This is a genomic window from Aeromonas enterica (assembly GCF_054052465.1).
The window spans coordinates 76,293-98,841 of the sequence record NZ_JBSTYL010000002.1; the positions used below are offsets into that span (position 1 = coordinate 76,293).

Genomic DNA, 22,549 nt, shown 5'->3' on the forward strand with positions numbered 1-22,549 from the left:
ATGGAATGGATAAGTGATTTCTTTAATGGATTTTTCAACGATATATATCAACTGGCGGTGCAGTTTTCGGCCTGGATAACGATTAAGCTGGCGATCCAATGGGTCGAGTTAAAAATATTCCTGCTCACCTTCTCCTGGGACGTTGCCAAGCAAATTCTGATTAACATGCAATTCAGCGACCTGATATCAGCCTCATTTAATAACCTGCCGTCCCAGGTGAGAGGGATATTGCTGTATTTACAGCTTGATAAGGGATTGTCGATAATAACGCAAGCCTTTGTGACTCGCTTTTTGCTGAATATGTTGGGGTGGTGAGCCATGTCAATCAAGATCCATCATGGCGCTCCTGGTTCTTACAAGTCGTCAGGGGCCATTCATACCGATGTGATACCGGCCATCAAGGCGGGTCGCCATATCGTTACCAACGTGCGCGGCTTTACTGCGGAACGGTGCAAAGAGGTATTGGGCAAGCAAGTACCCGACGAGTTCCAGGTAACGTATATCGAGACAGAATCCCAGGAAGGACGCGATCACCTCGCCCGCTTTTATCATTGGGCGCCTAAAGGGGTTTTCTTCCTGGTCGATGAAGTGCAACGGATATTTCCGCCTTCCTGGCGCCAAAGCGATTTGGACCGGCTGAATTATCCAGGCGGGCCGGATGTGGCTAAAGACGATGGGCGACCGGAAACCATAGACGTGGCCTTTGATATGCACCGTCATCATAACTGGGACTTTGTATTTACGACTCCGAACATCAAAAAGGTGCACCAGGTAATCAGGGCTGCTGCCGAAACGGCGATTCGCCATACCAATATGGCGATATTGGGGATAGGTGGCCGTTACAAGACGGTATTACACCTCTCTGATAACTCCGGTACATCCATGAACGATGTATTGCAAGCCAAGCCATTTAATAAGGTGCCAAAGCATGTTTTCAAGCTTTATGACTCGACTACAACCGGTAAGGTCTCGGATACAATCGCGGGGAGCTCGTTATTACGAGACCCTAAAATTCTGTTTATTCTGGCGATTTGGGGACTCTGCGTATTCTTTGGCTTCATCAAGCCTGAGTATATTGATGCTCCTGCTAAGGCCGCTAAAACCGCTTCTGCCGCTGTTCCGGCTGCTGGGGCGGTGGGTGCTTCGCCCTCTGCTGATGTACGTCCTGGTGGCGCTCCTGCTGCGTCTGCTGCTGGTGTCCTTGCTGTAGGGCCGTTTGCTGGGCACCAGCTCATTATCAGCTGTCATATCCTGATAAAGGATCATCGGGGCGAGTATCGGGTCGAGTATTGCTTTTCGCTGCGCAAGGGTAACGACGTGCAGGCCCTCTATAGCGATGATTGGCCGGATGAGCTTGCCCGTGTGGATGCGGTGAGCGGCTGCCATGCGGTGGTGCAGTACCAGGGCCAGCCGGTAGACGTGTATTGCGACCCCGAGGGGGATGCCTTGCGCCGGAAATACAATGCTGCCCTCTTTGCCGGCGGCGATACCAAAAAAGCGCCATCGGATGACCGGTCATAACTATAAAGGTGAACGGGCATAAAAAATATAACCGCGACACTGTATTTCTTATGTTAAATACAGATGTTAGGGCGACAAAGACCGGGGGCGGTAGCCCCTGCAAGCCGCCCCTTTATGCTGATTTAGCCCCTATCGTCTCGCGGCGGAACACGCTGATATAGCCCCGAGACTGGATCACCCCCTTCCCTGCTAAACCGGCTTTTAAGGCTTTCCGGCTCTGAGGGAAGGGAGCCTTTAACTTTCTTCAATTGAAAAGATGTGCGTTCTATAATAATAAAAATTTAATTTAGTCTAATAAGTAATTCACCCTATAATAGGATCTTTTTTTGAATTAGTTCAAATCGCTCATTTGACAATGTGCTTTTGTAAAGTGAAACATGTCCTAAGCCATTTTTCTTATCCTGAACTAATTTCATTATCTCCTGTTGTTTTTTTAACGGATAATTAATTCCAAAGTAAATTGATTTAATTTTATTCTTATCTATGTTTTTAAGGAACATTGTGTCCTTTAATTTTGCCAATTCTCTTTCAAAGCTTTCATTTAATCTTTTATTCAATAGAGGCCTATCCTTGGATTGAGGTGGGGTTATTATTGCATCATTAGACTCGTTTTTAATTGTATAGTTAGTTTTTTTCATTTTTTCAAATGGCTCTTTAATATACTTTGGTAAAGAGCTAATGGATCTTAATATTATGCTATCACTCCATTCAACAGGAACAACTAGGCGGTGTTCTTTTTCGTATATCCATGCGTCGCTTTTTGTTGTTATCGCTCTCTTAATTGTTTCGTTGAGCTCATCATCTGTTAGTGCTTTTTTATTATCCAAAGAATTAAACTGATCATCATCAAAAACAACACTGTCATAATTCACTTTAATTGGAGTATAAGAGTAGCAAATTTCTTTGTTTCTTGTCTCTAAACCTTCAAATATGTCGGCTTCATAACCTATGCAACACCCTCTATGCTCTGAAGCATAATGGGACCACATTAAAAGATTTCTTTGTGTTTCCGTTAATGCTACAACGGATAAAGATTTCATCCCCTCTTCAAGAATTTCATGTAATCTAGATAGGGTTTCTTCTTCTGTGTCGAAAGTTGGAAAATCTTCAATTAAAATGATCCTTTCGCAGAGGACTTTCATTATTTTGTCACTTACCTTTCCTTCAAATGGATCATTCAAACCTGTTGTTTGAGTTAAGCGAATTGTTGGGTTGATAATATATTTTTCTAAATCAAGCGATGAAGAGTAATATTTATACAGTATTGTCATGATAATCTAACCAATGCCTCTGTTTTATGGTTCCCCCCGTATAGTAATACGGGGGGAATTCTTTGCACAGAGCCTCATGGCACCCTGGATCACATCTTTAGTTGTTTGTGCTGTCCTGCAGCGCACCTGGTCAAGCTTTCACGACATATCATGCTGCGGTTATGGAAAAGGGGGCTTTCGCCCCCTCCCCTGTCTAGTTGATACCTAGCTTCTTCCTCCAATAGAAGGCCGCCATTTGCCTTTCTGATCGTTCCACCTGGATGATAGCCAGGGCCTCGATCCTTCTTCTATCGTACATCACACCGTTAGGCGAGATAAGGCAGTCGTTCTTCATCCGCCAGCCTTCCCAGGCTTTGAAAATTGTGGGCAGCTCCCGCCCGCATGCCATACGCATCAGCCGTTTATAGACAGGGGGTATCTCTGTACCCTTATCCCAATATGTGACCTGCCTCACAGAAACGAAACATAGATTTGCCACCTCTTCAACGGATAAGCCGCATTCAAACCAGCGAAAAATGAAGTTTTTGGTCAACTCTCGTTCCATCCAAGTAAATACCTGATAAACCAGCAAAATTGCGTGGAGTGGCTTATCGGCGGGTTTCGGATGGGCATTTAACAAAACGTCGCATTATGCGCGGTCAGGCTTAGGGGCATGACAAAGGGGCCTGAGACGTCGGCCCCATTCTTCATATCCTTTGTTCGACACCACAAAACGGAAAGGATTTGTTTGTATCCTAGCTGGTGTGTCATAGAGAATCACTCTCGAACAAAAAAATCACCACTATGGAGAGAAACACCATGTTCAAACCCAACAGCCTAATCATCTATGTTGAAAATGTGGCCTTAAGTACTGACTTTTATAAAAAAATACTCAACGCTGAACCTCTTGAGACTTACGAAGAGTTTTCAGTTTTCCCAATATCATCGGATTTCATCCTCGGTATTCAAGCAAAATCAGGGATTGATCCTCAACCTCAACCTCAATTTGGCGGGTTTGAAATGTGCCTGTCAGATGTAACTAAAGACGAAGTTGACGCAATCTATAAAGAATGGAAGAAACTAGGCATTACCTTTGAACTTGAACCTACGCACCTTGATTTTGGTTATACATTTGTCGGCGTTGACCCTGACGGCCATCGATTGAGAGTCTGTGCAACCGATACAAGTAACGTCAACTAACCCTCTAAGCAGAAGCCTGTTCTATACACCTGACACTAAAAAGAGGCCACATAGCCCCTTGATCATTGATGCCGATAACTAGATTTATCGGCATCAACCTCTAAATGTCACTGCCTGGATAGAGCCCAACGTTCCATACGAATATTGCCTAGTCTGCTGGAGGGATGCAAAAGACCAGTGTCTAGGTCTGGCCATACCAAGCCATACCACCTTCCCTATCTGAGAACAGATCTCAATGTCTGATAATTCCACTTATTGGACATTCATAACCCCTCTTACTTGAAAGAGATAACACCCCTGCCCCGTGGCTGTATCGGGCATGTGAGGATTGAATTCCCCCCGTATTACTACCCGGGGGGCTGGCGCTCGAAAACCAGTGCGGCGCTGTAGCGTTACCCTCCCCCAGAACCGGCAGAGCCTTAAAAGCCGGTTTTGCAGGGAAAGGGGGTGGCCGTGCATCGGGTATAGATGGGCGTGTCTCGCCGCGAGACGGTAGAGGCAAAAATGGGCAGTAGAGGGCGGCTTGTAGGGGCTACCGCCCCTGTCCTTGGTAGTCTTGAGAGTCCTATTTAACATAAAGAACCGAGTGACGCGGTTGTGGTTATTTATGTCCGGGTATCAATATCATGACCGGTCATCACTTGGCTTGTCTCCTCCCCCTTTTGTACCAGCAAAGAGCGCGGCGTTGTATTTCCGGCGCAAGGTATCCCCGTCCGGGTCACAATAAACGTCCACAGGTTGGCCCTGATACTTCACCACCGCATGGCATGCACTCATTGGATCCACCCTAACCAGTTCATCCGGCCAGTCCTCGGTATCGAGCGGCTGCACATCATCCCCTTTGCGCAGTGAGAAACAATATTCGACCCGGTACTCTCCCCGCTGATCCTTTATCAGAATGTGGCAGCTGATAATAAGCTGGTGCCCGGCGAACGGCCCTACAGCAAGGACACCAGCAGCAGGCGCAGCAGGAGCGCCACTAGGACGTACATCAGCAGGGGCCGAACTACCCACCTCCCCAGCAGCCGGAGCAGTGGCCGCAGCGGCCTTAGCAGGAGCATCAATATATTCAGGCTTGATGAAACCAAAAAATAAACAGAGTCCCCACACCGCCAAAAAAAACAATACTTTAGGGTCTCGTAATACCGAACTACCCGCAATTGTATCCGAGACCTTACCGGTTGTAGTCGAGTCATAAAGCTTGAAAACATACTTGGGCACCTTATTGAATGGCTTGGCTTGCAGCACATCAGACATGGACGTACCGGAGTTATCGGACAGGTGAAGGACTGTCTTGTAACGGCCACCTATCCCCAATATCGCCATATTGGTGTGGCGTATCGCGGTTTCGGCAGCGGCCCTGATCACCTGGTGAACCTTCTTGATGTTCGGCGTGGTGAACACGAAATCCCAGTTGTGGTGACGGTGCATATCAAAGGCCACGTCTATGGTTTCCGGTCGCCCATTGTTTTTAGCCACATCTGGCCCACCGGGATAATCCAGCCGGTCTAAATCGCTCTGCCGCCATGAAGGCGGAAATACCCGCTGCACTTCATCGACCAGGAAGAACACGCCCTTGGGTGCCCAGTGGTAGAAGCGAGCCAGCTTATCGCGTCCCGCTTGGGATTCCGTCTCGATATAGGTCACTTCAAATTCGTCAGGCACCTCCTTGCCCAGCACTTCTTTACAGCGCTCTGCCGTGAAGCCGCGCACGTTGGTGACGATGTGGCGCCCCGTCTTGATGGCCGGGAGCACATCGGTATGAATGGCCCCTGACGACTTGTAAGAGCCCGGCGCCCCGTGATGGATCTTGATAGACATGGCTTACCACTCAAACATATTCAGCAAAAAACGAGTTATAAAGGCTTGCGTCAATATTGAAATCCCTTTATCAAGACGTAAATATAATAAAATCCCTTTCATCTGACCCGGCAGATTATTAAATGACGCCGATATTAGGTCGCTGAATTGCAAGTTAATCAATATCTGCTTTGCGACATCCCATGAGAACGTCAGCAGGAATATTTTAAATTCAACCCACTGGATAGCCATTTTAATAGCTATCCATGCTGCAAACTGTACCGCAAGCTGATATATGTCGTTGAAAAATCCATTAAATAAATCACCCATCCATTCCATATATCACCTCTTAGCCACAATCATCAGCGCAACAAAGTAAAAGATAAACATCATGATGGCCGCCACCATTTCCCAATAGCCATCGGCATCCGGGCACACAGAATAGGAACGACCAAACATCGAGAACATATCAAAGCACTTAGGCACCGCCGCCGACCCGTTAAAGTTATAACGGAATATGTCGGTCATCTGGTCTTTTATTTCGCCATAGGTATTGGTTAGCTGGTTTTTTGTTTCATCGTACTGCTCATTAATAGTCGCCAAGTCAAAAAAACATTCTGCCCCACCCTTGCAGATGTTTGAGCTATATTTTGCACCTGCCACATGCAGCGGACTTTGTTCAGAACCGGGCATTTTAGAATAATCAAGACCTTCACCACCCTCCCCCGAACCGTTGCCCAATCCATCAAGCTTATCCATCAACATAGAAAACTCACGACCACCCCAAGGGCGATTGTTAGACAGTCCATTAAGAGCGCTGGAAATATTGCCGCCAACGCCGTTAATACTTCTAATAACCTCGCCCTGCATGCTCATAATGCCGCTTAACTGACCAGATAAAGGCGAAAGATCATTATGAATGCTAGTTGTATTGGAGTTAATGCCGTATGAATTCTGAACCAACGCCCGCGCCATATCAGCCGTGAAAGGAGATGCACCACTAGAACCGCTACCGGAAGAACCAGAAGAAAGGTTATCAAGCTTTGAGTTTATTGACTGCAAATACTCATTAGACGTATTAAGACGCCCCAACATATGGGAGGTTGTATTTTGAGTCTGGAAAATATCAGTGGCAATCTTGTCCAAATGATAAAGACTTGTTTTCATATCCCGAGATAAAGACTCGGCACTATGAGCAATGGAATTAAGATTGCCTGAATCCTGTTTTGTGCCATCCACGACCTGACGCAGAGCAACACCAAGGTTTTTATTTAACTTGGCAACAGCACCCGAAACAGATGTTCCGGTGGCATCACCAATCACAGGTTCAAAATTGAACCAGCCATCAATCGGCTTAGTGCCGGAAGGGCCTTCACCTGGCGTGTTACCACTGCCATCAGCATCCCCGCTCCCGCTGCCATTGGAGTCAGACCAGCTACAGGAGCTTCCCGTTGTCTCGACCGGCCCCTTGGTATTGGCTAAGGGCAGCTCAACGCACACGCTCTTGCAGTCAACAAGGCAGCCGCCTAGCTTAGAGGCTTCAAACTTCAGGCAGACCGGCAAGGACGTGGCCATAGTAACGTTGCCCAGCTGCACCCCAACAGGACAGCCATCAATGGCGAACGCCAGCGAAGGAAACAGCAGTAAAAACAAGCCAATGCGCACACTACCCCCCAAATAAAAAAGGCGACCGAAGCCGCCTTTGTGTCATATCGAAAACGATGCCCTGTAACCTTCCACAAAGAACAGGAACCACAGCGTCCCGATGAGCAAAGACATGGCTTAGGCTTTGCGCGTCATGTTGATCAGGATGCCGACACCGACCACAGTCGCGACTACCATCATGACCTTGGGCGCGGTGATGGTGACGTCAGACTGGGCAGAATCCAGCGCAGCACCGGCAGCACCGGCAGCAGCGGCAATACCTTCGCCAGCAGCATTGGCACTCATAGCCGCGACAGAACCAACCAGAGCAATACAGCCATTACGGAAATAGTTATTCATATTCGTTTATCCTCTTTTTGCACCAACAATTAACCGGGCAACAGCGCCCACTTTCAAACCCAAAGCCCACAATACAATTCCAGAGCTAAAGGCAAGTCCTACAGTTGATATATCGAACTGAAACCAATTGGATATATCAACGAGTTTGGTGTGCTCCTGAACGGACAAGAGCACATAAGAGCATGTTTCCGGCGGGGCCTGTTTTACGTACCCTTCGGAAGTTAAATCAACGCAGATCATGTTTATGGTGCCCCGTCGTCGGTCGCTGCACGTCTTCGCTCCTCCTCCTCTGGCACCGGGTTATTACAGTTTTTTGTGGAGAGAACCGAATTCATCCTGTTTGGCCCCGCCTTCAATTTCGAAGCCAGCCACGATATTTTGGGCCGGGTTGCGCGGGTCAGCTTCCAGCAACAGAGTAACGGCTTGCAGCTTGGGACAGTCCGCCACTTTAGCCAAAACAACCGGGTCATTTTTCAGCGGCATTTCTTTAACCTTAAAACCCCAGTTGGTGATTTTGCATTCAGGCCGGTCAATGCTGGTAGCAGACACCAGAAATTTGAGGCTGGAAAAATCATAAGGCTGGGGAGTTGCCCCTTTACGGGAAACACCAACACCGTGAGTGACACACAGCACCATTACGCCAGTAATTTTGGACATATCTTTACTCTCCACTTGGGTTATTAATGCCCGTTCAGTTGGGCTCGAAAAGCGGTATTTCATCTAACTCTGGTGGCAGCGGCATCAAAAGCCGCACCGGTACATCATCAGGGCCTAACTGCCCAATTAATTGACGCACAATAGAATCGCTCGCCAATCCTTCCACGTTCTTTAAATAGTTGACCAGACGACCGGCCATTCTGGACATATTTGTAACCGCGTTATCGCGACAGGTCTTGAACTTGTTCTTAAATGTGGTGATACGTACCGGCTCAATGTTGTCTTTTGATACCTCAGCCAGCCATTTTGAAAACTGGGGATACATGCCTGCAAAATAAGGGTCTGGGTTTATCAGCACATCGAGCGGGATTATCCGGTCTTTACTGTGTAACTCGCCTTCGGCGCGTACCCAGTCGGGATATTCGGCAGATTCCATCTGCTTACCCTTCTCATAGATGCGGCCGCATTTGCCATTAGCGCGAGAGCCGACATAGAAGGAGCAACCAGAGGATGCGATCATGCCAAAGCGCTTGCCCATGGCGTTGTGGACTTCGGGAATAAACTCCCCTGCCTGAATTGCCATCCACTTGGGAGCCATACCGCGAGCCGGGTGAAAATGGCCTAATTCCGCCGCTTCGACTGCTCGGAGATACGATATAACCGAGCCTGAGTAATCATCCAGTGCGAGGTCAACTCGAGTAATACGGAGCCCAGGCACCACAGAAATGACACGGTGAAGAGCGTCAAAGTCCAATCCATCACATCCGGCTCCAGTGAAGGAAACCATGCAGCCGTGGTTGGCAGCTCCCCAAGCCACAAGGCCACAAGCAATTCCATCGATAAGAATGTCACCACTATAGCTGTAGCCGTGCAGACCCCCGCGACGATGGCGGACGGCAAAGCGAGGAGCAGGGAGCGGAACACCAATTTGCGAATTGAGTTCTTCAAAGAAAATCTCCAGCTGTGAACAACAGAGGGTGTCGAGAAACTGCACCCCGTAGTTGTGGATCAAGTCGTTATAAGCGTCCCAATATTTGCCGTCTGGGTTGACCTCAAACTCGGAGAAATCGAGCAGGTTGGTACAGGCGGCTTTGAGCTCGCGGTGAATATCGGCGCGGGACTTGTAACCGGAGTGCAAGGCCTGCTCCATCATGGTGGTCATGGACGGCGTGAGCACCGGCACGGAATCCTTGGCTGGCAAGGGCTTCGGGGCTGCTTTGGCACACAGGCGCTCGGTGGCTTTGTCGAAACGGGTCAGCGGGTTAAAGCCTTGTGGCCGAACCCACAGATAACGCAGTCCCTCAACCGGAGGCGTACCAATGGCGGCCTGCAAAGCCTTCACATTGGAGTCAAAGCGCGGAATGGCCTTGAGCAAACAGCCCTGCTTTGCAAGCTCGGTGATGCGCTTGAGCGGTTCAGGCGTGAAGGTGAAGGACAGGAAATCGATCTTGGTTTTGGGGCTATGACCAGTCATCAAAGAAGACTCCTTGGTCATAGAACCCGCGCCAAGTGGCCTCGGTGACTTCGACAGGTACGAAATCGAAATCTGGGTAAGTATGTGAGAGATAACGTGCAAGCTCGGGGAGGTCGCGGAAGAACTCAACCTGACCAGCAACGCAGGCGGAAATGTCGCCCGTGGGCTCATCCTGCCAATACACATTGCGCTCTGGTTTTGCTACTGCCGAGAAATCAACCACAACCAACACCCCATTGAGTGAGTCCTAAGACCCGTTAGTAACCATTCGCGGTTACTGTAGAACCGTGAAAGGTTACTGTTAATGATGAAGTTACGTAGCTGCCCTAGTTACTATGTCCGATAATCGAACAAACCCTCTCTAAGTGACTGAAATATGAAATGGTTTGACAGCTACATTGATGAGCTTAAAGAAAAGCTAAATCTACCCAGCGACTATGCAGCTGCAAAGTTCCTTGGGGTGCCGAGACAATCCATGACGAAAGTAAGAAACGGACAAGTGCTAGGGAAAGACAAATGCTTGAGGCTGGCGCTGGCGCTGAAGCGAGATCCTTTGGAGATCATCGCAACAGCGGAAGCGCAGACAGAGAAGAATCAAGAACTTAAAGCCGTATGGCTTAAATTGGCAAAGGAAAAGGGCAACGCCTGATCTCGCATAACACGAGTTATATTAAACATTCTCGGGCGTCTGGATGATGCCAGCACGCTGTCCCACATCCCTCCTACCTCAAAGCCCCCTGCCCTGTTCGATTGTGGCAGGGGGCCTAGTGTTCAACATAACTACTGATCACATTATGCGCAGTTGTGATTTGTTGGACTGAGCGAGGTGCCAGGTCCGGGTTTATCAGGCCGGAGATTCTCGCTATTGGGTTGGCCATTGAGCATGTCATCTTGATTGTTATCTCTCACTCATTGCCTATTCATTCATGCAACCGATCCAGCGGTTTGTGGTTGGCACTTTCATGGCGTTCGCTGTTGCCGGTGTGCAGATACTTTGAGGTTGTGTCTATGCTGTCATGGCCCGCATCGGCCTGCACATGAGATAGCGGCCGCCCGTTGAGATTGATGTCGTGGGTAATGCCGGTGTGGCGAATGGAATGCGGGGTCAGGTTGCGCATCTCGGCGGCGTCCTGGGCAAAGCCGTCTTGCTCAGCCAGGTTCGCGGCGGTCTGGATGACCGTCAAAACAAGTTCACGCAGTTGGCGGATCCCGAGATTGGCATTGAGTTCGCCTTGCTCCCGGCCGTGTGCGGCGGCCTTGTGGCGCACAAAGAGTGGCGTCTGCTCATTGGGTGCCGGCAATGGCGACAATCCCAGAAAGATGCGATAGCGTTCGAGGGCCTCCAGCAAGGCATGGGATACCGCCACTGTACGCCGCTTGCCACCCTTGCTGCGCGGAATGTAATACCCCCAGACGCCAGTTTTTCCATCGCGGCGAAACTGGCCCATGACGGGTGTGAAACCGGGTCTGGCTGCCACTTCGGAGATGCGCAGATAACAGGCGTACATCAGGCTTATCAGGAAGCGGCTGCGCTCGTGCTGATCCGGTGATTCGGTTGCCAGTCGGTCGGCGGCTTGCATCACGTAGGACCATTGCAACTCGCTGAAGGCCTGGCCCTGATCATCGGGCTCCTGCTGGACCGGCCGCTTGACTCGCTGCAGCAGCAGAGCCGGATTTCTATCCATGTACTCTTCCTGGATCAAAAACTGGAAGAAGGCCGACAGGATGGCGAGCTTGGTCTTCATTGCCTGCTCGCTGAGGCGGTATGGCAGCTCGCGGCCCAGTTCCCGTTTGCCGAGAAAGGGTCGCCACAAGGGATTGGGTAGCCGTTCTCCCCACTCCTTGTCGAGGATGAATTGTGCCACGTTGCGGTAGGCAATCAGCGGCTCTGGCGGCGCCAGGCAGTAGTCGAGATAGCGCATCATGATGCGCCGGGTCAGATCTTTCGGGCTGATGGCCAGCTCGCTGAAACACCAATGCAGAAACGTCGTCAACTCGCTGCGATAGGTCTTGTAGTTGTTCTCGTTGTGACGCTGTTCCAGCAGCCAGTCGACCGCCAGTTCGTAGACGAGACCCGCATCGGGCACGTCGTTCAGGCTGAGGTTGGCCAGATACTGATTGACCTGGGGATTGCCCGCCTCCAGGTGAGCCAGGCCATCAAACAGCGGCATGGCGGGCGGAAGTAACATAGAGGTCATGGTGGTGCTTGCTTGGTTCATGGAATGGAGGCCGGCAGCCCCGCTCAAAAGCTGATGCCGATAAATGGGGTTATCGGCATCACGGTATGACTGACAATCCGGGCGTGTGTAAGGTTAAATCGTCCGTTGCAACCGATGTGCACAACATGTTGGCATTATTCAATGAATATGCACCTTGGTTGGAAAATCCTCGGGGCAAATAGCCGTAAAAATGATTTTTAATGCTCAATATGTGAATGATTGGTGAAGGCTCCATGAGGATAATGTCAACCCGGCGCCTCTCCCCCGCCCCTCAGGCCACGCTCTTGAGAGATTTCCCTTTGGGCTTGTCGGCATCGCTCTTCTCTGCCGTCTTTTGGGGCTCCTCTTTGGGGCTCCCCTGCCCCTTGCCACCGCGCAGCACGTTTTGCAGTACATCACGCTGTTCGGCCAGGTAGAAGGCCAGGCTCTCCTGCTGTTCGGGTTCGAGAGCGACAGGAGCCCCCGCCAGCAGGGTCATCAACTCATCGGCGGTATCCAGCAGCTTGTCATAGGCATCCGCCTCTTTCTTGCTGGCAAAGGTCATCTTCTCCACTCCCCCACGCACGACAACATATTTGATCTCAACGGCCATAGTGGCGTCCTCCTCATGATAGTGACTACAAGTATATGTACGGATATACAGTATTGCAAATAACCCTGTCCAACCGGCTTTTATCATGGTGGTCTGGCCGATTACGCGGTCGTTATCACATTGATGAAAGGGTCATTTGACATCCGCTTTACGCAAGTCGGATGATGGGCTCATGACGATCACAAGACAACTGCTCATACTGCTGCTGGTTGAAGTGACGCTCCTCGGGGGCATCGCTCATCTGGTCATTGGTCTCTCTCCCCTGCTCTCCCTGCTGTTTGTGGTGCTGGCGCTGCTGGGGCTGCGCTGCCTGGTGGTATTGCTGACCTGGGGCTTTTCCCGCTTCTACCCTGTCCCCGCCATCGGTCTGCGCGCCTGGCTGCACATGGTGATCCGGGAGATGTTCGCCTACTTGCTCACCTTCACCTGGCTGCTGCCGTTTGAGCGACTGCTGATGGCGCCGGACAGGCTCACCCCTTCTCCCCTGCCTCTGCTGCTGGTACACGGTTACGGCTGCAGTCGCGGGATCTGGCGGCTGCAGCGCGCCCGCCTGGAAGCCGCTGACCACGTGGTCGCCACCGTGACCCTGACGCCTCCCTTCGGTCATCTCGATGATATGGTGCCCCTGCTGGCCAGACGCATCGACGAGGTGCTGGCCGCCACCGGCGCCGCTCAGCTGGTGCTGATCGGCCACAGCATGGGCGGGCTGGTGTGCCGTGACTATCTGGCCCTGGCCGGTGGTGGCAAGGTGGCACAACTCATCACTCTGGCGACCCCTCATCAGGGCAGTCAGCTGGCTGCCCTTGGCCTGGGAGACAACGCGCGGGAGATGGAGCCGGGCTCCGGCTGGCTGCAACGCTTCGCCGCCGTGCCGCTGTGCGTGCCCGGCATCTCGGTGCGCACCAGCCATGACAACTTCGTACTGCCCCAGTCCCGTCAGCGGATGGAGGGCATGGAGGACATAGAGCTCGCCGCCCTTGGCCACCTCTCCCTCATCTATTCGCGCCGCACCACGGCCCTGCTGCTGACCCTGCTTGCCCGCTCACAACCACAAACGAAAAGGGCCTGATTGCTCAGGCCCCGGTTTATCGAATGCTTCCTCAAATCAGAAGTGAATGCCCTTGATCAGGGTCGATACCGCCATCTGATCCGCAGAGGCCTTGGACTCGCCGCCCTCTTTCGGATCCGAAAAGGTGCGGAAGCTGGTGTTCATGATCACCTGGGCTACCCGTGGCGCCAGGGCATGGATCACTTGACCGAATACCCCGAGACGGGTGGCCAGCCGCACATGCTTGTTGATGATGGTGTCGCACACCAGATCGGCGGCCTCCTCCGGCGTCATCATGGGCACCTGCTCATACACCTTGGTCGGCGCCACCATGGGGGTTTTCACCAGAGGCATGTTGATGATGGAGAAGTTGACCCCCTTGTCGGCAAACTCGGACGCCGCGGTACGCACCCAGGCATCGAGCGCCGACTTGGAGGCGACGTAGGCGGAGAAGCGCGGCGCATTGGTCAGCACCCCGATGGAGGAGATGTTGATGATGTGGCCCTTCTTCTTCTCGATCATGGTGGGCAGCACCCCCATGATCACCTTGAGGGTGCCGAAGTAGTTGAGCTGCATGGTGCGCTCCAGATCGTGGAAGCGCTCGAAAGAGTCCTCGATGGCGCGGCGGATGGAGCGGCCGGCATTGTTGATGAGGATATCCACTCCGCCGTGCTCGGCCACTATCTGCCGGGTGATCGCCTCCCCCTGCGCCAGATCCGCCAGATCCCCCTGATAGACCAGCAGGGCCAAGCCCTGTTCGGCAAACTCGGCCTGGGTTTCGGCAATCTTGTGCTCGTCTCGGGCAATGGTCAGCACTGTTGCGCCCGCCTCGGCCAGCTTTCTTGCGGTGGCCTTGCCGATGCCGGAGGTGGCGCCGGTGATCAACACCACCTTGCCCTCGACCCGACCTCGCAGAGTGCGATCGATGAACAGCTCGGGGTCGAGGTGACGCTCCCAGTAATCCCACAGCCGCCAGGCATAGCTGTGCAGCGGCGGCACCTCGATGCCGGTCCCTTTCAACACCCGTTGGGCTTCGCGGTTGTCGAAGCGGGTGGGATAGTTGATGAGCCGGAAGATGTCCTTGGGCAGGCCGAGATCGGCGATCGCCGCATCGCGAATGCGCCGCACCGGCGTCAGCGCCATCAGCATGGCCATCAGATGGCGGGGAATGAAGCTGAACAGGGCGGCATTGATGCGAATGGCGGGCTCGGGCGCGTGGGCCGCGCGGGAGAAGGTGCTCAGCATGTCACCGACCCGCATGGGGTGGGAATCGGTCAGATGGAACGCCTTGTTGTCCTCCCCCTCCAGATGAGCAATGTGATCGATGGCATCCACCACGAAGTTGACCGGCACCAGATTGATGCGTCCCCCTTCAACACCGATGGCGGGCATCCAGGGTGGCAGCAGGCGACGCAGCTTCTGGATGGTCTTGAAGAAGTAATAGGGGCCGTCCACCTTGTCCATTTCGCCTGTGTTGGCATCCCCTACGACGATACCGGGCCGGTAGATGCGCCAGGGGATGGTGCTCTCCTTGCGTACTATGCCCTCGGCCTCGTGCTTGGTCTGGAAATAGGGCATGTCGAGGTGTTCGGCCTCATCGAACATGTCTTCCCTGAACAGTCCCTCGAACAGACCGGCCACTGCGATGGAGCTGCAATGATGGAAACAGCGGGCACCGAGTCGCTCGGCCAGTTGCAGTGCCTGACGGGTGCCCTCGGCATTGACCTGCTGTTGAATGCCCGCCTTGGCGTTGAGATCATAGATGGCGGCGAGATGGAGGAAATGATCGACCTTGCCGATGAGCGGTTCCTGTTCGGCCACACTCACCCCGAGTTGCGGGTGGGTCATGTCGCCGACGACCGGAATGGCGCGCAGCGCATCGACACCCCAGTAGGCCAGCAGTGCGGGTACCCGCTCAAGATGGGCTGCGCGCATCAAGAAATGCACCCGGCTATTCGGGCGCTGCAGCAGTTTTTTAATCAGCCGGCGGCCGATGAAACCGCTGCCCCCCGTGACGAAATAGTCCATGGTATTTATTTCCCTTACTGATTGGGCTGTTAGTTGCTGTTAGATATATCACGCTTCAAATAGAAATATTCATTTGAACATCATCTTCGTGACCCAGACCAAAATTACCACGACTGTCTGTTCCGTTATTAGGTAGAACCCTCTATTTTTTCTCCATAGACTGAGGATGAAAGCTCAGTAATGCCACAACGAATGTACCAAGGTTGTTGTCATTACCTATATCCCACTCACCAGTAAGGAAACAATCATGGCCAAGAAATTAAAAGCGCTGGCAAGCTCGGTGACCGACAACCAGCTCACCTCGACCATCAAAGAATCCACTCAGCAGATCTGGCTGGCGGGGTTGGGTGCCTATGCCAAGGCGCAAGAGGAAGGGGGCAAGATCTTCGAAGCCCTGGTACAGGAAGGCGAGGCATTGCAGACCCGTACCCGTCAGAGCGCAGACGAGAAGATCGCTGCCATGACGGACAAGACCGCCGGTACCTGGGGCCGTCTGGAGCAGGTGTTCGAGGATCGCGTGGCCCGTGCCGTCGCCAGTCTCGGCATCCCGACCCGCAAGGACATCGACAAGCTCTCCAAGCGCATGGCCGAGCTGACCGAGGTGGTGCAACAACTCATCGATGCGCAGGATGAAGAGGACGCGCCAGCCGCAGAACACAAACCCGCTGCCGCTGCCAAGAAACCCGTTGTCAAGAAGGCACCGGTGAAGAAAGCCGCCGCCCCCATCGCCAAGGTGAAGGAAGAGGTCAAGGCGCTGGCGACTGAGGTCGAGAGCGTAGTGAAAGAGGTCAAGGAGAAAGGCGAGACCGCACTCTCCTGATTGGAACGGCAACGCCAGATTGGCTTTGCGTCATAACCCACCGGCCCATGCCCTCTTGCTGGGCCGGTTTTGCTTGAGAAGGGAGGCCATGTCATGAGCACGATTGCGATTGCCCTCGCCGGAGGGGGACCTCTGGGAGGGATCTACGAGATCGGAGCCTGCGCCGCCCTGGCCGACAGCATCAAGGGGCTGCGTTTCGAGCAGGCCGACATCTATGTGGGGGTCAGCTCGGGGGCCGTGATCGCCTCGGCGCTGGCCAATGGCATCTCCCCCGACAAGCTGGTGCGGATCCTGCTCAGCGACGACAGCGGCGAATTTTTTGATCCCTCCACCTTGCTGCGACCTGCCTTCGGTGAATACGCGAAGCGGATCTCCTCCTTGCCGCCACTGGTCTGGGAATGCCTGGCCGATTACCTCTCAGCCCCTTGGCAAAAGAGCCTGCTCGGCTCCTTGCAAGGCTTGTCCAAGGCGATCCCGACCGGCTTGTTTGACAGTCGCGGGGTGGACAGGATCCTGACCCAGTTCTTCTCTCGAAAGGGGCGCAGCAATGACTTTCGTGAACTCAAGAGTCGTCTGTTCGTCATTGCCACCGAACTCGATACCGGCCACGCGGTCGCCTTTGGCAGTCCGGGGTTGGACCAGGTGCCCATCTCGGCGGCGGTGCAAGCCTCTGCCGCCCTGCCCGGTCTGTTTCCCCCGTCGCTGATCAACGGCCGTTACTACGTGGACGGGGCCCTTATCAAGACGCTGCATGCCTCGGTCGCCCTGCAGGAGGGCGCCGATCTGGTGTTCTGCATCAACCCGCTGGTGCCATTCGATGCTGGCATGGCGAGTGAGCACCCCGCCAGTTTGATGGAGAGCGGCCTGCCAGTGGTGCTGGCCCAGACCTTTCGCGCCATCATCCACTCGCGCATGCACGTGGGGATGGATCGTTACAAGCACCAGTATCCACAGGCCGACGCCCTGCTGTTTGAGCCTTCCCCGGCCGATGGCGAGATGTTCTTTACCAATGTGTTCAGTTACCGGGATCGGCGCCATCTGTGCGAGCACGCCTTCCAGCATACCCGCCGGGATCTGTGGCAGCGGCGGGCCGAGCTTGGCCCCATCCTCGCCAAACACGGACTCGAGCTGGATCTTGGCGCGCTGGCCGATGAGCAGCGCTCCCTGCTAACCCCGGGGACGGGATCGGTGGCGGCGCTGGATACCTCACTGACCCGGTTGCAACACTGGCTGACCCGCCGTTATGGTGGCAAGGGTCGTCGCCATTCGAAGGAGTAGCATGGACAGCAAACCAAAGCGGCGGACGCGGGAGCGGATCCTGGCCACCGCCCTCGCCCAGTTCAACCTGCTGGGGGAGCCGACCGTTACCACCTCCGCCATCGCGGCCGAGCTGGAGATGAGCCCGGGCAATCTCTATTACCACTTTCATCACAAGGAGGAGATAGTCAACGCCCTGTTTGGCGAGTTCGAACAGGAGATGGCCCATCTGCTCGACACTGTTGCCCCCCCGCTGGATGAGACGGAAGACATCTGGTTCTTTTTGCACCTGATGTTCGAGCTTATCTGGAAGTACCGCTTCTTCTATTACGACATCAGCACCCTGATGAGCGGCAACCACAAGGTGGAGTTGCGCTTCTCGGCCCTGCTGCGGCGCAAGGAACAGACAGCCGCCGCCATCTGCCACAGCCTGTCCCGCAGTGGCTTGCTGCTGGGCAGCGACGCCCAGATCGACGCCCTGGCGGCCAATATCGCGTTGGTGGGGACCTTCTGGATCTCCTATCAGCGGGCGTTGCACCCGCGGGCCGATGCCGACATCGCCCTCGGGGTGTTTCAGGTGATGCAGCTGGTGGCCCCTCGTCTGCGACCCAATGCCCGCGCCCATCTGGATGCCATTGCCATGCATTACCGCCCGTCCCTTGCGACGAGCGAACAGGATTCCGATTTTTAACAGGGAGAACAACATGACCACTTCACAACCCAAATTGTCCGATTTCACCCCGTTCCCCTGGCCGGAAGCGGCCTATGACTACGCGGGGGCAGGACTCAAGCAACATTGGGCCCGCCTGCATCAGGGGGATGCCGAGCCCTGGCCTGCCGACAAACAGGTGCAGGCGGCCTGGCGTGCCTACCATGCCGGCGACTTCGGTCAGGCGGTGATGCTGGGAGTTGAGGCTGGTGAAGACGGCCTCAACGTGGTGAACAAGGCGCTGGTGATCCACGCCAGCTACCTGCTGGAGGACAAGTACGCCAAGCGGGAGGCGTTCGAGCTGGCCGCCGCCAACGCCGAAAAACTGCAAAAGCGTCAGCCCGACAATGCCAACGCCTGGTATTTTCACGCCCTGTCGCTGGGTCGTTACAGCCAGGTGATCTCGGTCTCCAAGGCGCTCTCCATCGGCATAGGCGACAAGATAAAGAGCAGCCTGGAGAAGGCGCTGGCCCTGGCGCCTGAACATGCGGAAGCGCACATTGCCTTCGGCGCCTGGCATGCGGAGATCATCGACAAGCTGGGGGCCATGATAGGTGGCATCACCTATGGCGCCAAGAAGGAGGAGGCCGATCGCCACTTCAAGGCGGCGCTGGCCATCATTCCTCACTCCGCCATCGCCCGGGTGGAGTACGCAAATGCCATGGTGATGATGCATGGCAAGAGCAAAATGGCGGCCGCCGAGGCGCTCTACGGTGAGGCCGCAGAGTGCGAGCCCGTGGATGCCATGGAGCGACTCGATGTGGAAGCCGCCCGTGAGGAGCTGGAAGACGAATAGTCCGGCGGTATTGCGCAATGAGAGAGGCCAACCCCGGGGTTGGCCTCTTTGTTTCATGTTGGGCAGCGTGCCGGAACAACTCAGCCGTGCAGCAGCTGATCCAGCATCTCGGGATCGTAGAGCAAGTCCGGCTCCATCAGCACCAGCAGCAGCAATTGTTCGAACTCCACGGCGAAGCGCAGGGCAATGAGATCGGGATCCGGCACCCGCTTCTTGTCGGTGATGAGGCCGAGTTGCACCTTGTTGTCATAGGAGAGGATGGAGACGCCGACTCCGATGTCACCGGCCTGAGGCACCCAGAACAGGGGTTGGCGCAGGCGGGCACCGGCCAGATAGAGGGTCTGCTGGGGACCAGGCACATTGGTGATGACGGCGCTGGCCTTGGCCGACAGTATATCGATAGCCTGTTGCTGCACCGCTCTGGGGGCCATGCCCATTACCTCCAGCAGATTCAGCACCACCGCCGGTTGCAGGGAGGATTTGAGCGCCTGCATCCGATCCCGCACCGCATGGAGCCGCTGCAGCGGGTGTGCTATGTCGATGGGCAAGTCCAGGGCCACCAGCCCGAAGCGGTTGCCAAGAGCGCCCTTGTCGTCGGGCGCGCGCATGTTGACCGGCACCAGCGCGCGGATCTCGACGCCATCGACCTCGTCCCCCTTCTCCAGCAGATAGTGGCGAAATGCGCCGGCAGTGGCGGCGATCAGCAGATCATTGACCGAACAGCCGAGCACTCGTCCTACCGCCTTCACGTCAGGGAGCGGGATCTGTTCAGACCAGGCCACCCGTTTGGTACTGCCTGTCTCCCCCTTCAGCCGGGTCTTGGCGTCGTCGGAGAGGGTCGCGATGGTGTAGAGCTCGGCGCTTACATCCCGGCCTGTCTTGAGGTAATCCATCGCCTTGGTGGGATGGGTCAGCACCTCGACATACTTGGACCAGAGGGTGCCGGTCAGTTTGAGCCCGGCCCGCAGCAGACGACTGCCTTGAGGATCGTGCTCCTCGTCGCTGTCGTCGTTGGCCACCGGCTCGGGTTGCGGACGCGGCGCTGGGGTCGGGCTGTCATCCATCATGGTGAGCAGGGCGCGTACCAGAGAAAAGCCATCCCCCATGGCGTGATGAAAACGTACCACCAGTGCCTGCCCGCCGAGGGAGGTATCCACCAGGTGCATCTCCCACAGGGGGCGCTGGTGGTTGAGCGGGGTGGAGGCAAAATCGGCCACCAGCCGCTCCAGCTCCTCCTTGCCGGCCTTGCCTGGCAGGATCACCCGCTTGAGGTGCAGGTCGAGATCAAAATCGGGATCGTCGCGCCAGTAGTACTCTCCCCCCTCCAGGCTGGCTTTTTGGTGAAACCTGGGCTGTACCCGTATGGTGTACTCGAGACTGGCACGCAGTTGGGTCTCGTCCAGCTGACCGTCAAACATCAGCACGCCGACGATCTGCATCAGATTGTTGGGCCTGTCCATCCGCAGCCAGGCGGTATCGACACAGGAGATAAGTTCACAGGGTGACATGGTATTTTCCCTACCGTTTCGCTTATTTGTTCGCGGTCTTCTCATGAAAACAAAATTATCGATGGCAAATACAAAAAAGTGTCGTATATATTGGTGCCAATATGCGTTGATTAATTTCTCTGTCAAGACAGAACGATCCGTCGTACCGTGAACATTTCATCGCAGAACAAATAATCAGCCCGCAGATACCCTCCCGATTAATTGTTGTCCGGAGGATATATACCGTTCGATTAATATACATAAGTGCTAATTCGCAGCTATTGCAGCGAACGTATTACAGGCACCTTGAATTTCCGGTCCGGGTTATCCCTGGCTGGGGCAAGGCAGGCGATGATCGACATACTCGAGGATCTCCTGCTCCAGCACGCTGCGTACCGGCAGCAGCATCAGACCGAGGCGAACCTCCAGTTGCAGGCTGTTGTCAGTCAGACAGAGGAAGCCATTGACCCCGGCGCCGCGAAACTGCAACCGGGTCTCTTCCTCATCTTCCCACGCACAGTCGAGTTCGTACTCTTCGCTCATGTCCTGCGCGATGGCTTCGGCTGCGAGCCGTGCCCCCGCCAATCCCAAGGGATGCTGGCGGTTGACCTTGATGGTCGACAGGCTGCTGCCGACAAGGGGATCGTATAGAAACATGCTAACTCTCTGAGCGGTGACAACATTTATTGATATTAAACACATGAATCAAACAAGTGAAAGTCATTTGCAACATAATTGGGACTCACTTAACAAAGCCGGTTGAGTAAATGCTCCATGCATTTCTCCTCAATTCCTGCTCGCGTTACACTAGCAGGCAAAGGCGTACCTGAGTGGCAGCCCCGCTTCCCTGTCAGGGTTCATGCCACCCGCCAGGCCATTCTATGCAAGTCACCAGAGAGCAGCATATGACCCAAGAGATACATATAGCCGACGACGAGAGCACTCTGGGGAGACTCTATCGCCAGCTCAACCGGGTTGCCTCCCTGCGCGAACAGATGCGTACCCATCCGGAAGATCAACAAGACAGGGACAGCTTGCGCCAGTGGCAGGCGGATCGGCTGGGCCGCACCCATGGCGATCTGCTGCAGAGCAAGCGCTATGGTCCGGCCGCACAGTTCTTCCTGACGGATCTCTATGGCCCGGGGGATTGTGCCCGCCGCGATGCGGACGTGATGCGGGTGATGCCTACCGCCGAGCGATTGCTGCCGGAGTCCGGCCTCAAGGTGCTGGCCCAGGCAATTGAACTCGATGCTCTCTCCGAAGAACTCGACTACCTGATGGTGGTAGCGCTGCGCCGCAGGGGGGCCATCAAGCGGCTGACGGCAGAGGCGTATGCCCTCGCCTATCGGGAGGTGGGCGAACCCGAGCGGCGCGCCCATCAGATAACCCTGGTCACCGAGCTGGGGCTCACCCTGGACAGGCTGGCCCGCAAGCCTTTCCTCGGCACCACCCTCAAGCTGATCTCGGGACCGGCCCATCTGGCGGGGCTCGGCGAGCTCTTCTCGTTTGTCGAGCGCGGCTATCGGGTCTGTCATCAGATGGGGCGGGCCAACGAGTTTCTGGAAACCATCGCCAGTCGGGAAACCGCCATCATGGAAGCGCTGTTTGACGGGGATGCCAGCGTGCTGGCCTGACAGGCGACGCTGGATGCAGCAATAAAAAAGCGGGCCCGTGCGGCCCGCTTCTG

General features: G+C 54.5%; 24 protein-coding genes. 10 read left to right on the top strand and 14 right to left on the bottom strand.

The window, feature by feature from the left end; all coding sequences use genetic code 11:
- Both ACW5XD_RS02540 and ACW5XD_RS02545 read left to right on the top strand, forming a co-directional pair.
- Entirely contained in the window at window positions 1-315 is a 315-nt protein-coding gene (locus tag ACW5XD_RS02540; RefSeq protein WP_456493481.1) for a DUF2523 family protein, read from the top strand.
- Between the two features lie 3 nt (window positions 316-318).
- Window positions 319-1,521 (top strand): zonular occludens toxin family protein, encoded by a 1,203-nt coding sequence (locus tag ACW5XD_RS02545; protein WP_456493482.1) that lies wholly within the window; start codon window positions 319-321, stop codon window positions 1,519-1,521.
- Between the two features lie 308 nt (window positions 1,522-1,829).
- Here ACW5XD_RS02545 and ACW5XD_RS02550 read toward each other — a convergent pair whose 3' ends face one another.
- Entirely contained in the window at window positions 1,830-2,792 is a 963-nt protein-coding gene (locus ACW5XD_RS02550) for a DUF2971 domain-containing protein (RefSeq protein WP_456493483.1), read from the bottom strand.
- A 193-nt stretch (window positions 2,793-2,985) separates the two neighbouring features.
- Entirely contained in the window at window positions 2,986-3,336 is a 351-nt protein-coding gene (locus ACW5XD_RS02555; protein ID WP_264303610.1) for a DUF3653 domain-containing protein, read from the bottom strand.
- A 254-nt stretch (window positions 3,337-3,590) separates the two neighbouring features.
- Here ACW5XD_RS02555 and ACW5XD_RS02560 point away from each other — a divergent pair, with 254 nt between their 5' ends.
- The gene (locus ACW5XD_RS02560; protein ID WP_456493484.1) at window positions 3,591-3,971 is read left to right on the top strand and encodes a VOC family protein; all 381 of its coding nucleotides are present in this window, start codon (window positions 3,591-3,593) and stop codon (window positions 3,969-3,971) included.
- 624 nt (window positions 3,972-4,595) lie between these two features.
- Here ACW5XD_RS02560 and ACW5XD_RS02565 read toward each other — a convergent pair.
- From ACW5XD_RS02565 to ACW5XD_RS02595, 7 genes are all read right to left on the bottom strand, one after another.
- Entirely contained in the window at window positions 4,596-5,792 is a 1,197-nt protein-coding gene (locus tag ACW5XD_RS02565; RefSeq protein WP_456493485.1) for a zonular occludens toxin family protein, read from the bottom strand.
- A 3-nt stretch (window positions 5,793-5,795) separates the two neighbouring features.
- A complete protein-coding gene (locus tag ACW5XD_RS02570) occupies window positions 5,796-6,110 on the bottom strand; it encodes a DUF2523 family protein (RefSeq protein ID WP_456493486.1) in 315 nt (104 codons plus the stop codon).
- A gap of 3 nt (window positions 6,111-6,113) precedes the next feature.
- Complete coding sequence (locus ACW5XD_RS02575; protein WP_456493487.1) at window positions 6,114-7,436, bottom strand: hypothetical protein; 1,323 nt, start codon at window positions 7,434-7,436, stop codon at window positions 6,114-6,116.
- Between the two features lie 117 nt (window positions 7,437-7,553).
- Entirely contained in the window at window positions 7,554-7,775 is a 222-nt protein-coding gene (locus tag ACW5XD_RS02580) for a Flexible pilin (protein ID WP_456493488.1), read from the bottom strand.
- A 303-nt stretch (window positions 7,776-8,078) separates the two neighbouring features.
- Window positions 8,079-8,432, bottom strand: coding sequence for a hypothetical protein (locus ACW5XD_RS02585; protein WP_456493489.1), 354 nt, complete (start codon window positions 8,430-8,432; stop codon window positions 8,079-8,081).
- Between the two features lie 34 nt (window positions 8,433-8,466).
- Window positions 8,467-9,906 carry a replication initiation factor domain-containing protein gene (locus ACW5XD_RS02590; protein WP_456493745.1) on the bottom strand — a complete coding sequence of 480 codons (1,440 nt, stop codon included), beginning with the start codon at window positions 9,904-9,906 and terminating at the stop codon, window positions 8,467-8,469.
- On the bottom strand, window positions 9,893-10,129 hold the full coding sequence (locus ACW5XD_RS02595) for a hypothetical protein (protein WP_456493490.1): 237 nt from the start codon (window positions 10,127-10,129) through the stop codon (window positions 9,893-9,895). Before ACW5XD_RS02595 ends, ACW5XD_RS02590 begins: the two co-directional genes overlap by 14 nt.
- Before the next feature lie 153 nt (window positions 10,130-10,282).
- On the opposite strand from ACW5XD_RS02595, the gene ACW5XD_RS02600 reads away from it, so the two are divergent.
- Entirely contained in the window at window positions 10,283-10,555 is a 273-nt protein-coding gene (locus ACW5XD_RS02600; protein ID WP_306643523.1) for a hypothetical protein, read from the top strand.
- 271 nt (window positions 10,556-10,826) lie between these two features.
- On the opposite strand, the gene ACW5XD_RS02605 is transcribed toward ACW5XD_RS02600, so the two are convergent.
- Window positions 10,827-12,104: a tyrosine-type recombinase/integrase gene (locus ACW5XD_RS02605; RefSeq protein ID WP_456493491.1), complete on the bottom strand. Its 1,278-nt coding sequence runs from the start codon at window positions 12,102-12,104 to the stop codon at window positions 10,827-10,829.
- A 292-nt stretch (window positions 12,105-12,396) separates the two neighbouring features.
- On the bottom strand, window positions 12,397-12,717 hold the full coding sequence (locus tag ACW5XD_RS02610; RefSeq protein WP_043135339.1) for a YebG family protein: 321 nt from the start codon (window positions 12,715-12,717) through the stop codon (window positions 12,397-12,399).
- 172 nt (window positions 12,718-12,889) lie between these two features.
- On the opposite strand from ACW5XD_RS02610, the gene ACW5XD_RS02615 reads away from it, so the two are divergent.
- Window positions 12,890-13,786, top strand: coding sequence for an esterase/lipase family protein (locus tag ACW5XD_RS02615; protein ID WP_456493492.1), 897 nt, complete (start codon window positions 12,890-12,892; stop codon window positions 13,784-13,786).
- Window positions 13,787-13,822: 36 nt separating this feature from the next.
- On the opposite strand, the gene ACW5XD_RS02620 is transcribed toward ACW5XD_RS02615, so the two are convergent.
- On the bottom strand, window positions 13,823-15,793 hold the full coding sequence (locus tag ACW5XD_RS02620; protein WP_456493493.1) for an SDR family oxidoreductase: 1,971 nt from the start codon (window positions 15,791-15,793) through the stop codon (window positions 13,823-13,825).
- A gap of 247 nt (window positions 15,794-16,040) precedes the next feature.
- Between ACW5XD_RS02620 and ACW5XD_RS02625 the strand changes: the two genes are divergently transcribed.
- The 4 genes from ACW5XD_RS02625 (at window position 16,041) to ACW5XD_RS02640 (ending at window position 19,375) form a co-directional block, all read left to right on the top strand.
- Entirely contained in the window at window positions 16,041-16,613 is a 573-nt protein-coding gene (locus ACW5XD_RS02625) for a phasin family protein (protein ID WP_456493494.1), read from the top strand.
- Between the two features lie 93 nt (window positions 16,614-16,706).
- Window positions 16,707-17,891, top strand: a complete 1,185-nt coding sequence (locus ACW5XD_RS02630; protein ID WP_456493495.1) for a patatin-like phospholipase family protein — start codon at window positions 16,707-16,709, stop codon at window positions 17,889-17,891.
- A gap of 1 nt (window position 17,892) precedes the next feature.
- Window positions 17,893-18,561 carry a TetR/AcrR family transcriptional regulator gene (locus tag ACW5XD_RS02635; protein WP_456493496.1) on the top strand — a complete coding sequence of 223 codons (669 nt, stop codon included), beginning with the start codon at window positions 17,893-17,895 and terminating at the stop codon, window positions 18,559-18,561.
- A 13-nt stretch (window positions 18,562-18,574) separates the two neighbouring features.
- Window positions 18,575-19,375 (top strand): hypothetical protein, encoded by an 801-nt coding sequence (locus tag ACW5XD_RS02640; protein WP_456493497.1) that lies wholly within the window; start codon window positions 18,575-18,577, stop codon window positions 19,373-19,375.
- Window positions 19,376-19,455: 80 nt separating this feature from the next.
- Here the strand turns inward: ACW5XD_RS02640 and ACW5XD_RS02645 are convergent, their stop codons facing one another.
- Together ACW5XD_RS02645 and ACW5XD_RS02650 are read right to left on the bottom strand one after the other, a co-directional pair.
- Entirely contained in the window at window positions 19,456-20,883 is a 1,428-nt protein-coding gene (locus ACW5XD_RS02645) for a WS/DGAT/MGAT family O-acyltransferase (RefSeq protein WP_456493498.1), read from the bottom strand.
- Between the two features lie 303 nt (window positions 20,884-21,186).
- Entirely contained in the window at window positions 21,187-21,564 is a 378-nt protein-coding gene (locus tag ACW5XD_RS02650; protein WP_456493499.1) for a polyhydroxyalkanoic acid system family protein, read from the bottom strand.
- A gap of 203 nt (window positions 21,565-21,767) precedes the next feature.
- Here ACW5XD_RS02650 and ACW5XD_RS02655 point away from each other — a divergent pair, with 203 nt between their 5' ends.
- Window positions 21,768-22,496: an FFLEELY motif protein gene (locus ACW5XD_RS02655; RefSeq protein WP_456493500.1), complete on the top strand. Its 729-nt coding sequence runs from the start codon at window positions 21,768-21,770 to the stop codon at window positions 22,494-22,496.
- The last annotated feature ends 53 nt before the right edge of the window (window positions 22,497-22,549 follow it).